Raw genomic sequence first — 12,308 nt, forward strand, 5'->3', positions numbered from 1 at the left:
CCCCACCAGGGGAACGCGGGATGGGAGGATGGGCGCCGCCGTGGAATGCGGCCGGGTCCGCGGCCGCTGCTGGTGCTACGCGCACCTCCACCCACCGACCCCCGAGGACGCCCGTGACCGACGCCCCGCAGCCACGCCCCGACGCCACCGCGGAGCTCACCGCCCTGCTCCGCCAGCGCATCCTCGTGCTCGACGGTGCGATGGGGACGGCGATCCAGCGCGACCGCCCGAGCGAGGCCGGCTACCGCGGGGAGCGCTTCGCCGACTGGCCGGTCGACGTCCAGGGCAACAACGACCTGCTCGTGCTCACCCGGCCCGAGCTGGTGGCGGGCATCCACCGCGAGTACCTCGACGCCGGCGCGGACGTCATCGAGACCAACACCTTCAACGCGACGGCGATCTCGCTGGCCGACTACGGCATGTCGGAGCTGGCCCGCGAGATCAACGTGACGGCGGCCCGGCTGGCCCGCCGCGAGGCCGACGCCGCGACCGCGCGCACGCCCGAGCGGCCCCGGTACGTCGCCGGCGCGATCGGGCCGACCAGCCGGACGGCGTCCATCTCGCCCGACGTCAACGACCCCGGCGCCCGCAACGTCACCTTCGGCGAGCTGGTCGAGGCCTACCTCGAGCAGGCCGCCGGCCTGGTTGACGGCGGCGCCGACGTCCTGCTGATCGAGACGGTCTTCGACACGCTCAACGCCAAGGCGGCGGTCTTCGCGGTGGAGACGCTGTTCGAGCAGCGCGGCCGGCGCTGGCCGGTGATGGTCTCCGGCACGATCACCGACGCCTCGGGCCGGACGCTGTCGGGGCAGACCACCGAGGCGTTCTGGAACTCCGTGCGCCACGTGCGGCCGCTGCTGGTCGGGCTCAACTGTGCGCTGGGCGCCAAGGAGCTGCGGCCCTACGTCGCCGAGCTCGCGCGGCTCGCCGGCACCTTCGTCTCCGCCTATCCCAACGCCGGGCTGCCGAACGCCTTCGGCGAGTACGACGAGGCGCCCGAGGACACCGCCGCGGTCCTGCGCGGCTTCGCCGAGGACGGCTTCGTCAACATGGTCGGCGGCTGCTGCGGCACCACGCCGGCGCACATCGCCGCCGTCGCCGCGGCCGTCGACGGGCTGCCCCCGCGCACGCCGGTGACGGCTCGCCCCGCGCTGCGGCTGTCGGGCCTGGAGCCGCTGACCGTCGACGGGGACTCGCTGTTCGTCAACGTGGGCGAGCGGACCAACATCACCGGCTCGGCCCGCTTCCGCCGGCTGATCCGCGACGGCGACTACCCGACGGCGCTGGCCGTGGCCCGCCAGCAGGTCGAGGCCGGCGCGCAGGTGATCGACGTCAACATGGACGAGGGCATGATCGACGGGGTCGCGGCGATGGCCCGCTTCACCCGCCTGATCGCCTCCGAGCCCGACATCTGCCGCGTGCCGGTGATGGTCGACTCCTCCAAGTGGGAGGTCATCGAGGCCGGTCTGCAGCAGCTGCAGGGCAAGTCGATCGTCAACTCGATCTCGCTGAAGAACGGCGAGGCGGAGTTCGTCGAGCAGGCCCGGCTGTGCCGCAAGTACGGCGCGGCCGTCGTCGTCATGGCCTTCGACGAGGACGGCCAGGCCGACACGCTCGAGCGCCGGCAGCAGATCTGCCGCCGCGCGTACGACGTCCTCACGCAGCAGGTCGGCTTCCCCGCCGAGGACCTGATCTTCGACCCCAACATCTTCGCCGTCGCCACCGGCATCGAGGAGCACGCCCGCTACGGCCTGGACTTCATCGAGGCCACCCGCTGGATCAAGGAGAACCTGCCCGGCGCGCTGGTCTCCGGCGGCGTCTCCAACGTGTCGTTCTCCTTCCGGGGCAACAACCCGGTGCGCGAGGCCATCCACGCGGTGTTCCTCTTCCACGCCATCGCCGCCGGCATGGACATGGGCATCGTCAACGCCGGGGCGCTGGAGGTGTACGAGGAGGTCCCGCGCGAGCTGCGGGACCGCATCGAGGACGTCGTCCTCGCCCGCCGCCCCGACGCCACCGAGCGGCTGCTGGAGATCGCCGGGGACTACGCCGGCGACGGCGTCGCCAAGGAGGCGGCCACCGAGGAGTGGCGCGCGCTGCCGGTGGACGAGCGGATCACCCACGCGCTGGTCAAGGGCGTCGACGAGTTCGTCGAGGCCGACACCGAGGAGCTGCGCGTGGAGATCTCCGCCCGCGGCGGCCGGCCGATCGAGGTCATCGAGGGCCCGCTGATGGCCGGCATGAACGTCGTCGGCGACCTGTTCGGCGCCGGGAAGATGTTCCTGCCGCAGGTGGTCAAGTCCGCCCGCGTGATGAAGAAGGCCGTCGCCCACCTCATCCCGTACATCGAGGCGGAGAAGCAGCCCGGCGACGCCGAGCGCACCAACGGCACCGTGGTCATGGCCACCGTGAAGGGCGACGTCCACGACATCGGCAAGAACATCGTCGGCGTCGTCCTGCAGTGCAACAACTACGACGTCGTCGACCTCGGCGTCATGGTGCCGGCGCAGAAGGTGCTCGACACCGCCAAGGAGGTCGGCGCCGACGTCATCGGCCTGTCCGGGCTGATCACGCCGTCGCTGGACGAGATGGTCAACCTGGCCGGCGAGATGGAGCGGCAGGGCTTCGAGGTCCCGCTGCTCGTGGGCGGGGCGACGACGTCGCGCGCGCACACCGCCGTCAAGGTGGCCCCGCGCTACCACGGCCCGGTGATCTGGGTGAAGGACGCCTCCCGGTCGGTGCCGGTCGTGGCCGCGCTGCTGAGCGACGAGCAGCGCCCGGGGCTGCTGTCGGCCACCGAGACCGAGTACGAGACGCTGCGGGAGCGGCACGCCGCCCGGGAGGACACCCGCCGGCTGCTGCCGCTGGCCGCCGCCCGCGCCGCCGCGCCGCAGCTGGACTGGTCGTCCTACACCCCGCCGCGGCCGCGGATGCTCGTGCAGCAGGCCCGCGACGTGTGCACCGGCCCGGCCTGCGACCACCGCGGGCACGGCCAGGCCGTCCAGCACACGGCCGTGCAGCACACCCGCGTGCTGCGCGACTACTCCCTCGAGGAGCTGCGCGGCTACATCGACTGGCAGCCGTTCTTCTCCGCGTGGGAGATGCGCGGCCGGTTCCCCGACATCCTGCACAACCCGGCCAGCGGCGAGGCGGCGCGGCGGCTCTACGCCGACGCGCAGGAGATGCTCGACCGGATCGTCGCCGAGCGCTGGCTGACCGCCAACGGCGTCGTGGGGCTGTTCCCCGCCGCCCGGGTCGACGGCGAGGACATCGAGGTCTACACCGACGAGTCGCGCACGCAGGTGCGCGCCGTGCTGCACCAGCTGCGGCAGCAGAACGAGGGCCGCGACGGCGCGCCGCGCAAGTCGCTGGCCGACTTCGTGGCGCCCAAGGAGACCGGGCTGCGCGACCACGTGGGCGCCTTCGCCGTCACCGCGGGGGTGGGCTCGGCCGAGCGGGTGACGGCCTTCAAGGCCGCCCACGACGACTACTCGGCGATCCTGCTCGAGTCGCTGGCCGACCGGCTGGCCGAGGCGTTCGCCGAGCGGCTGCACGAGCGGGTGCGCCGGGAGTTCTGGGGCTACGCCACCGACGAGCGGCTCGACGCCGACGCGCTCATCGCCGAGCGCTACCGCGGCATCCGGCCGGCGCCGGGCTACCCGGCCTGCCCCGAGCACACCGAGAAGCAGACGATCTGGGACCTGCTCGACGTCGAGGCGGCCACCGGCCTGCAGTTGACCGAGTCGATGGCCATGTGGCCGGGGGCGGCGGTCAGCGGGCTGTACTTCTCGCACCCGGAGTCGCGCTACTTCAACCTGGGCCGGGTCGGCCGCGACCAGGTGGAGGACTACGCGCGGCGCAAGGGCTGGACGCTGCGGGAGGCCGAGCGCTGGCTGGCCCCGAACCTGGGCTACCGCACCGACGACGAGTGACGAACTGCGGGCCCGTGCACCGGGGCCGCTCCGACACGCCGCCTGCTCAGCGCTGCGGGACCGTGATCTTGTACTGGGCGATCTTGCGGTAGAGCGTGGCGCGGCCGATGCCGAGCTCCTCGGCGACGCGGGTCATCGTGGTGCCCGGCTCGGTCAGGCACCGCACGATCTCGTCGCGCTCGAGCCGCTCTAGCCGGGACAGCGGCCGCGTGCCGCCGTCGAGGACCTCGGGCGCCAGGTGGTGCACGTCGACGACGTCGGCGCGGGCCGCGGCCTCCCGCGCCACGCGGCGCAGCTGGGCGACGTTGCCCGGCCAGCCGTAGCCGGCCAGCGCCCGGGCCGCGCGCGGGGTGAACGCGACCTCGCGGTGGCGCTCCCGCCGGGCGGTCCAGGCGGCCAGCGGCAGCACGTCGTCGGACCGCGCGCGCAGCGGCGGCACCTCGACGACGGCGTCGACCAGCCGGGCGAGCGGGTCGGGCAGCGCCGCGTAGTCCGGCGCGGTGAGCACGAACGGCTGCGGCCGGCCGGTGCGGCGGACCGTCGCCAGCACCTGCGCGAGCTCCCCGGCGGCCCAGGCGGGCAGGCGGTGCAGCCCGGAGACGATCACGCAGGTGTCGGCGTCGCGCAGCTCCGGGGTCCACAGCTCCAGCCAGGGGGCGACGTCCCCGGCCTCCGGGGCGCGGGCGTGCAGCAGCCGCTGCCGGGCCGGCATCCGCCGCCGGGCCAGTGCGGCCAGCGTCGCCTTGCCGGCGCCCTCCTCGCCGACGACGACGGTCACCCGGCCCGCGGAGACCGCGACCGCCGCCTGGTCCACCGCCGCCCGCCAGGCGGGGGAGACGCAGGGGTCGCCGTCGTCGGGCGCCAGCGAGCCGCCGATCACCCGGAAGACCTCGCCGCGCGGCGCGGGGCGCACCACCCGGCCGCCGGTGCGCACCGCCATGAGCGCGCTGGTGGCGCTGGCCGCCGTCTGGGCCAAGCCAAGCAGCAGCTCGGAGGAGGAGTCCGACCAGGTGGTCAGGTTGATGCTGCCGGCCAGCTCGCCGGTGACGGGCTCGAGCACGGGCGCGGCGGCGCAGGTGTAGCCGCGCAGGTCGGTGCACCAGTGGTCGGCGGCACGCACCAGCGACGGCGCCCGGTCGGCCAGCGACAGGCCCAGGCCGTTGGTGCCGGCGTTGCGCTCGCTGTAGGAGAACCCGGGTGCCAGGTGGACGCGGTCGAGGGCGCGGGAGATCGACGCGTCGTCGCCGAGGCGGGCGAGCACGAACCCGTCCGGGTCGGCGACCATCAGGCTGACCGGCTCGTCGGCGATCGTCGACTGCAGGTCGGTGAGCACCCGGTGCGCGCACTCGTACAGCAGCGACCCGGTGTCCGGGGTGCCGGTGAAGACGGGCACGACCTCGTCGGACGGGACCCCGTAGCCCTGACTGCGCCGCCACGAGGCACGCACCCGTGGGGCGGCCCGCCGGGCGGCCGGCGCCGGGTCGGGCAGCGGACCGGGTGCGGTGACCACCTCGTCCACGGGCACCTCCCGGCTGTGGCCTGTGTCACGGCAATGTACGCGGAGGAGGAGCGGTGCGGCGTCTCAAAGTGGGACAGCCGGGCCGTGGGCGGCGGCCCCGTCCCGACCTAGCGTCACGGGTGGAGACGTGATCCAGCTCACGCCCCGGAGCCGACGGAGGCCGACGGATGTACACCAAGGACGGCGAGCAGTACTACGTCGTGGACGCGCACATCGCCCTGTGGGACGCCCGCCCCGAGAACCAGCGCAACGTGCACGGCAAGCAGTTCATCGACTGCTTCTACGACTACCACCGCAACCTCAGCCCGGAGGCCGAGGTGTGGGACTACGAGGAGTACCTGTACCAGGGCGGCGAGCGCCTGATGCGCGACGTCTTCGTGGACGGGATCGTCGACCACGCGATCTTCCAGCCGGCGCGGCTCGCGGAGTTCTACCACCGCGGGTTCGGGCAGACCGAGGAGGCGTTCGCCCTCGCGCAGGCGCACCCGGAGAAGCTGACCTACAACCACTACTGGGACCCGCGCGACGGCGAGAACGGCCTGGACGCGCTGCGCGCCGCCGCCGAGCGGATGCACCTCAAGGGCGTGAAGCTCTACACCGCCGACTGGCACGGGGAGTCCCGCGGCTGGAAGCTCACCGACCCGATGGCCTACCGCTACCTCGAGCTGTGCCGCGAGCTGGGCATCCGGAACATCCACGTCCACAAGGGCCCGACGATCCGGCCGCTGGACCGCGACGCCTTCGACGTCGCCGACGTCGACCACGTGGCCACCGACTTCACCGACCTGACGTTCGTGGTGGAGCACTGCGGGCTGCCGCGGCTGGAGGACTTCTGCTGGATCGCCACCCAGGAGCCCAACGTGGTCGCGGGCCTGGCCGTGGCCATCCCGTTCATCCACACCCGCCCGCGCTACTTCGCGCAGATCATGGGCGAGCTCGTCTACTGGCTCGGTGAGGACCGGATCCTGTTCTCCAGCGACTACGCGCTCTGGACGCCCAAGTGGCTGGTGGAGCGGTTCGTCGACTTCCAGATCCCCGAGGACCTGACCGAGTACGCGCCGCTGACCACCGAGCTCAAGAAGAAGGTCCTCGGGCTCAACGCCGCCCGCCTCTACGACCTCCCCGTCCCCGAGCACCTGCGGCTGCCCGAGGCCGACGAGACCCGGACCGGCCCGCGCGAGCCGGCCGCGGCCGACCTGGCGTCGGTGTGAGGTGACGGCCGTCCTGTCCGACCTCGCCACCGGGGTCACCGAGCAGCAGGTCCGCGCCGCCCTGGGCACCGTCGTCGACCCCGAGCTGGACGAGCCGGTCACCGACCTCGGCTTCGTCCGCTCGGTCGCCGTCGACGGCGGGGCGGTGGAGGTGCACCTGCGGCTGCCCACCTCGTTCTGCGCGCCCAACTTCGCCTGGCTGATGGTGTCCGACGCGCACGACGCGGTCTGCGCCGTCCCCGGGGTCGAGCGGGTGGTCGTCGAGCTCGACGACCACTCCGACTCCGACCTCATCAACCGCGGCCTGGCCGCCGGGCTCGGCTACCGGGGCACGTTCGGCACCGAGGCCGAGGACTCCCTCGACGAGCTGCGGGCCACCTTCACCCGCAAGGCGCACACCGCCGCGATGGAGCGGGCGCTCACCGCCCTGCTCCGGGCCGACCCGTCGGTCGACCTCGGGGCGGTCACCCTCGGCGACCTCCCCGGCGACGCCGCCGCGGCCCTGCGGCGCCGGCGGGCCGCCGTCGGCCTGCCGGTCGACGACGGCGCCGCTGTGCTCGTCCACGACGACGGCACCCGCCCCGGCCCCGCCGACGCGGCGATGGTCCTGCGCCGCGCCCGGTCGGTGCGGATCTCCGTCGACGGCAACGCCCACTTCTGCCGCGGGCTGCTCACCACCCGCTACCCGGGGGCCGAGGCCGACCAGGTGCCCCGCCCCGACGACCGTCCCGTCCTGCCCCTGGAGGTCCTGCCATGAAGGCCGTCCGCGTGCACGAGTACCACGCCGACCCCGCGATCGACGACGTCCCCGAACCGGAGCTCCGGGGTCCCCTCGACGTCATCGTCAAGATCGGCGGCGCCGGGGTCTGCCGGACCGACCTGCACATCCTCGAGGGCCAGTGGGCCGACCTGCAGAACCCGGACCTGCCCTACGTGATCGGGCACGAGAACGCCGGGTGGGTGCACGCGGTCGGGGAGGGCGTCACCAACGTCGCCGTCGGTGACACGGTGATCCTGCACCCGCAGCCCAGCTGCGGCCTCTGCAGGGCCTGTCGCGCCGGCCGGGACATGCAGTGCGAGAACGCCTTCTTCCCCGGGCTGTCGAACGACGACGGGGGCATGGCCGAGTACCTGCGCACCACCGCCCGCGCCTGCGTGAAGCTCGACCCGTCGACCGACCCCGCCGACGTCGCCGCGCTCGCCGACGCCGGCATCACCGCCTACCACGCCGTACGCAAGGCCCTGCCGCTGCTGCACCCGGGCACCACGGCGGTCGTACAGGGTGCCGGCGGCCTCGGCCACATCGGCGTCCAGTGCCTGGCCGCGCTCTCCGGCACCCGGGTGGTCGTCGTCGACCGCAACCCCGACGCGCTGGAGCTCGCCCGGCAGATCGGCGCGGACGAGACCGTGGTGGCCGACGGCAACCAGGTGCGGGCGGTGCAGGACCTGACCGGCGGGGGCGCGGACGTCGTCTTCGACTTCGTCGCCGAGCAGGGCGCGGAGATGGACGGCTGGCGCATGACCGGCCCGGCCGGCTCGCTCTACGTCATCGGCTACGGCGGCGAGCTGCGCATCCCGACGCTGGAGTTCGTCGCCGGGGAGAAGAACATCGTCGGCAACATCGTCGGCACCTACACCGACCTGGCCGAGCTGATGGTGCTCGCCCAGGCCGGGAAGGTCACCCTGCACACCCAGCAGTACCCGCTCGACCGGGCCGTGGACGCGATCCGCGACCTCGACGCCGGGAAGGTCCGCGGGCGCGCGATCCTCGTGCCGTGACCGGTGGCGCCCCCGGCTCCCGGGCCGGGGGCGCCTACCGCTCGACGTCCATCCGCTGCACGAGGTCGCCGTCGAACCGGTACACGTGGCGGACGGTCTCCCGCGACAGCACCGTGCCGCCCGGGTCGCGGACGGTCATGGCCACGGTGACGGCGACCGAGCCGTCGGGGCGGTCGGCGAACCCGGTGGGCCGGACCAGCGGGCGGATCTCGGCCCACTGGCGCTCCCAGTAGCCGCGCACCTCCTCGTGCCCGGAGAGGCGCCCGCCCTCCCAGCCGTTGGGCCAGTCGACGTCGGGGGCCATGGCGGCGAGCACCGCGTCGACGTTGTGGGCGGTGAAGGCCTGGTAGAGCGCGCGCAGCCGATCGGCGCGGTCCGGTGCGGTCATGGCCGCGCACGGTGGCACACGGCACCTCGTCGCGGGGTGCCGGCGGGCACGCGCGATCCTGGTGCCTGCGATCCCGCCGCCGTCCCGACAGGAGACCCATGACGCTCGCCGCCCCGCGGCCGCCCGCCACCGGTGCCGACGACGCCGCGCTGCGCGAGATCGAGCAGCGCGTCCTGTGGCTGGCCACGGCGGTCGTCGACCACGCCAACCGGGTGCGCCCCGACCCGAGCGGGCTCAAGGTCGGCGGCCACCAGGCCTCCAGCGCCTCGATGGTCACGATCATGACGGCGCTGTGGCTCGAGCAGCTGCGGGCCGACGACCGGGTGTCGGTGAAGCCACACGCCTCGCCGGTGCTGCACGCGCTGGAGTTCCTGCTCGGGCAGCTCGACGCCTCCTGGCTGACCACGCTGCGCGAGTTCGGCGGCCTGCAGTCCTATCCCTCGCGGCTCAAGGACCCCGTCCCGGCGGACTACTCGACGGGGTCGGTCGGCATCGGTGCGACCGCACCGATCTGGGGCGCGCTGGCCCGCCGCTACGTCAACACCCAGTTCGGCACCGGCGGCACCGGCCGGCAGTGGTCGCTGGTCGGCGACGCCGAGCTCGACGAGGGCGCGGTGTGGGAGGCCGTGCTCGACCCGATGGTCGCCGAGCTCGGCGAGGTGAACTGGATCGTCGACCTCAACCGGCAGTCGCTGGACCGCGTGGTCCCGACCATGGGCGGCACCCGGCTGCAGGGGATGTTCACCGCGGCCGGCTGGCAGGTGCTCACCGTCAAGTACGGCGCCCTGCTGGAGGAGCTGTTCACCCGGCCCGGCGGCGCCGAGCTGCGCGACCGCATCGACGGCATGAGCAACGCCGAGTACCAGCGGCTGCTGCGGCGCCCGGCGGAGGACGTGCGCCGCGAGCTGCCGGGGGAGGGGCCGGCGGCCGGTGCGATCGCCGGGCTGGTGGCCGGGGTCTCCGACGCCGACCTGCTCGCCGCGGTGCGCAACCTCGGCGGGCACGACCTGAGCGCGCTGCGCGAGGCGTTCGCGCGGATCGACGACACCCGCCCGACGGTGGTCATCGCCTACACGCTCAAGGGCTACGGCCTGGCCACCGAGGGGCACCCGCAGAACCACTCCGCGCTGCTCACCGAGGCCCAGCTGGGCGAGCTGGCCGCGCGGGTCGGCGTCGACCCGGCGCAGCCCTGGGCCGGCTTCCCCGACGGCAGCCGCCCGGCGCAGCTGCTGGCGGCGGCCGCCCGGCGGCTGCGCCGCCCGGCGCCCGAGGACCGCCCCGCCCCGGAGGTGCCGGCCGACCTCGGCCGGACGCCGTCGGGCACCGCCACGACGCAGGCGGCGCTGGGCCGCACGCTGCTCGACCTCAACCGGGCCGCGCCCGAGGTGGGCCGCCGGGTGGTCACCGTCAGCCCCGACGTGTCGAGCTCGACCAACCTCGGCGGCTGGGTGAACAAGGTCGGCGTCTGGTCGCACGAGGACCGCCGCGACTGGTTCGCCGACGACGCCGAGACGATCCTGCACTGGCGCGAGCGGCCCTCGGGCCAGCACGTGGAGCTGGGCATCGCCGAGACCAACCTGGTCGGCGCCATCGGCGAGCTGGGCGCCACCTGGTCGCGGTGGGGCCAGCCGCTGCTGCCGGTCGGCGTCCTCTACGACCCCTTCGTGGAGCGGGCGCTGGAGCCCTGGTCGTTCACCATCTACGCCGGCGGGCAGTCGCTGCTGGTCGGGACGCCGTCGGGTGTGACGCTGGCGCCCGAGGGCGGGGCGCACCAGTCGATCACCACGCCGTCGGTCGGACTGGAGCAGCCCGGCTGCCTGTCCTACGAGCCGGCGTTCACCCTCGACACCGAGTGGGTGCTGCTCGCCGCGCTCGGGCAGATGGGCCGCCCCGGCGGGCAGTCGGCCTACGTGCGGCTGTCCACCCGGCCGGTCGACCAGGCGCTGGCCGCCGTCCCCGCCGACCGGGCCGCCCGCGAGCGGCGCCGCCGCCAGGTGGTGGCCGGCGCCTACCCGCTGCGCCGGGCGCCGCGCCCGGCGGTCACCCTCGCCGCGATGGGCGCAGTCGTCCCCGAGGCACTGGCCGCCGCCGAGCGGCTCGACGGGCTCGGGTTCCCCGCCGACGTCGTCGTCGTGACCAGCCCGGGGCTGCTGTTCCGGGCGGTGCAGTCCCGGCGCGGTCTCGACGAGACCTCGCCGTGGGTGCTCGACGCCGTGCTGCCCGCCGACCGGGCCACGCCGCTGGTCACCGTCCTCGACGGGCACCCGCACACGCTGGCCTTCCTCGCCGGCGTCCGCGGCGTGCCGGCCGCGCACCTGGGCGTCACCCGCTTCGGGCAGTCCGGCGACCTCGACAGCGTGTACCGGTACCACGGCCTCGACGTCGACTCGCTGGTCGGCGCGGCGCTCGACCTCGTCGACTAGGCGTGCGCGCGTTCGTCGTCACCGGGCCGGGGCAGGGCGGGGTGCAGGAGGTGCCCGACCCTGTCGCGGCCCCGGGCGAGGTGGTCGTCGACGTCGAGCGGGCCGGCGTCTGCGGCACCGACGTCGAGTTCTGGACCGGCGAGATGGCCTACCTGCACCAGGGGCACGCCGCGTACCCGATGCGGCTCGGCCACGAGTGGGCGGGCACGGTGTCCGCGGTGGGGGAGGGCGTGGACCCGGGCTGGGCCGGCCGCCGGGTCACCGGCGACACGATGCTGGGCGAGGGCACCTGCCGGCGCTGCCGCCGCGGGCAGCAGCACGTCTGCGCGCAGCGGCAGGAGGTCGGCATCCGCGGCGCCCGGCCCGGGGCGCTGGCCGACCGGCTCGCGGTGCCGGCGCGGTCGCTGCACGCGCTGCCCGACGCCGTCGACCCGGTCCTGGGTGCGCTGGTCGAGCCCGGCGGCAACGCGCTGCGCGCGGCGCGGGCCACCGGCGCCGGCCCGGGCGACCGGGTGCTCGTGGTCGGTCCCGGCACGATCGGCCTGCTGACGGCGATGTTCCTGCGGGCCGCCGGCGCCGAGGTGCACCTGCTGGGGGTGACCGCGCCGTCGCTGGAGTTCGCCCGGAGCCTCGGGTTCGCCGCCTCCGCTGCTGCGCCGGACCTGCCGCTGGACGCCGTCGTCGACGCCTCCAGCGACCCCGCCGTCCCGGCGCGGGCGCTGGACCTGGTCGAGCCGGGCGGCCGGGTCGTGTACATCGGCCTGGCCGGGGTCCCGAGCACCGTGGACACCCGGGCGCTGGTGCTCGGCGACGTCACGGCGGTCGGCGTCCTGTCGGCCTCGCCCGGGCTCGCCGACACGGTGGCCGCCTACGCCGCCGGCGACGTCGACCCGCGGCCGCTGGTGGCCGCGACCGTGGGCCTGGAGCAGGTGGGAGCCGTGCTCGGCGGACGGCGGCCCCGGGGAGCCGGACCGGGCCCCAAGATCCTGGTCGACATGACGACCTGACGACCGGGGTGCCGCGCGCAGTGGCGGGGTGCCGGTGTGGGAGCGTTCT

At 74.7% G+C, this 12,308-nt stretch carries 8 protein-coding genes; 6 read left to right on the forward strand and 2 right to left on the reverse strand.

Annotation, left to right across the window (positions count from 1 at the left end; translation table 11 throughout):
* The first annotated feature begins 113 nt into the window (after window positions 1-113).
* Window positions 114-3,932, forward strand: coding sequence for a methionine synthase (gene metH, locus BM414_RS07400; protein ID WP_245784551.1), 3,819 nt, complete (start codon window positions 114-116; stop codon window positions 3,930-3,932).
* 46 nt (window positions 3,933-3,978) lie between these two features.
* Here metH and BM414_RS07405 read toward each other — a convergent pair whose 3' ends face one another.
* A complete protein-coding gene (locus tag BM414_RS07405) occupies window positions 3,979-5,451 on the reverse strand; it encodes a helix-turn-helix domain-containing protein (RefSeq protein ID WP_245784552.1) in 1,473 nt (490 codons plus the stop codon).
* 167 nt (window positions 5,452-5,618) lie between these two features.
* On the opposite strand from BM414_RS07405, the gene BM414_RS07410 reads away from it, so the two are divergent.
* The 3 genes from BM414_RS07410 to BM414_RS07420 are packed head-to-tail and all read left to right on the forward strand — an operon-like array spanning window position 5,619 to window position 8,441.
* The gene (locus BM414_RS07410; protein ID WP_093578821.1) at window positions 5,619-6,662 is read left to right on the forward strand and encodes an amidohydrolase family protein; all 1,044 of its coding nucleotides are present in this window, start codon (window positions 5,619-5,621) and stop codon (window positions 6,660-6,662) included.
* A gap of 1 nt (window position 6,663) precedes the next feature.
* Window positions 6,664-7,419, forward strand: coding sequence for a metal-sulfur cluster assembly factor (locus BM414_RS07415; RefSeq protein ID WP_093578822.1), 756 nt, complete (start codon window positions 6,664-6,666; stop codon window positions 7,417-7,419).
* Entirely contained in the window at window positions 7,416-8,441 is a 1,026-nt protein-coding gene (locus BM414_RS07420; protein ID WP_093578823.1) for an NAD(P)-dependent alcohol dehydrogenase, read from the forward strand. The genes BM414_RS07415 and BM414_RS07420 overlap by 4 nt, the downstream gene beginning before the upstream one ends.
* Before the next feature lie 34 nt (window positions 8,442-8,475).
* Here BM414_RS07420 and BM414_RS07425 read toward each other — a convergent pair whose 3' ends face one another.
* A complete protein-coding gene (locus BM414_RS07425; protein ID WP_093578824.1) occupies window positions 8,476-8,829 on the reverse strand; it encodes a nuclear transport factor 2 family protein in 354 nt (117 codons plus the stop codon).
* A 98-nt stretch (window positions 8,830-8,927) separates the two neighbouring features.
* On the opposite strand from BM414_RS07425, the gene BM414_RS29180 reads away from it, so the two are divergent.
* Both BM414_RS29180 and BM414_RS29185 read left to right on the forward strand, forming a co-directional pair.
* Window positions 8,928-11,252 carry a transketolase-like TK C-terminal-containing protein gene (locus tag BM414_RS29180; protein WP_175551475.1) on the forward strand — a complete coding sequence of 775 codons (2,325 nt, stop codon included), beginning with the start codon at window positions 8,928-8,930 and terminating at the stop codon, window positions 11,250-11,252.
* Between the two features lie 2 nt (window positions 11,253-11,254).
* Window positions 11,255-12,259 (forward strand): zinc-dependent alcohol dehydrogenase, encoded by a 1,005-nt coding sequence (locus BM414_RS29185; RefSeq protein WP_175551476.1) that lies wholly within the window; start codon window positions 11,255-11,257, stop codon window positions 12,257-12,259.
* Window positions 12,260-12,308 lie beyond the last annotated feature (49 nt).

Origin of the sequence: Geodermatophilus amargosae (genome assembly GCF_900116515.1) — a bacterium.
GTDB lineage: Bacteria > Actinomycetota > Actinomycetes > Mycobacteriales > Geodermatophilaceae > Geodermatophilus > Geodermatophilus amargosae.

Bases quoted from the DNA above. Each gene is read 5' to 3' on its own strand.
- BM414_RS07410 (WP_093578821.1), top strand. From the start codon at position 5,619: ATGTACACCAAGGACGGCGAGCAGTACTACGTCGTGGACGCGCACATC.
- BM414_RS07420 (WP_093578823.1), top strand. From the start codon at position 7,416: ATGAAGGCCGTCCGCGTGCACGAGTACCACGCCGACCCCGCGATCGAC.
- BM414_RS07425 (WP_093578824.1), bottom strand. From the start codon at position 8,829: ATGACCGCACCGGACCGCGCCGATCGGCTGCGCGCGCTCTACCAGGCC.
- BM414_RS29180 (WP_175551475.1), top strand. From the start codon at position 8,928: ATGACGCTCGCCGCCCCGCGGCCGCCCGCCACCGGTGCCGACGACGCC.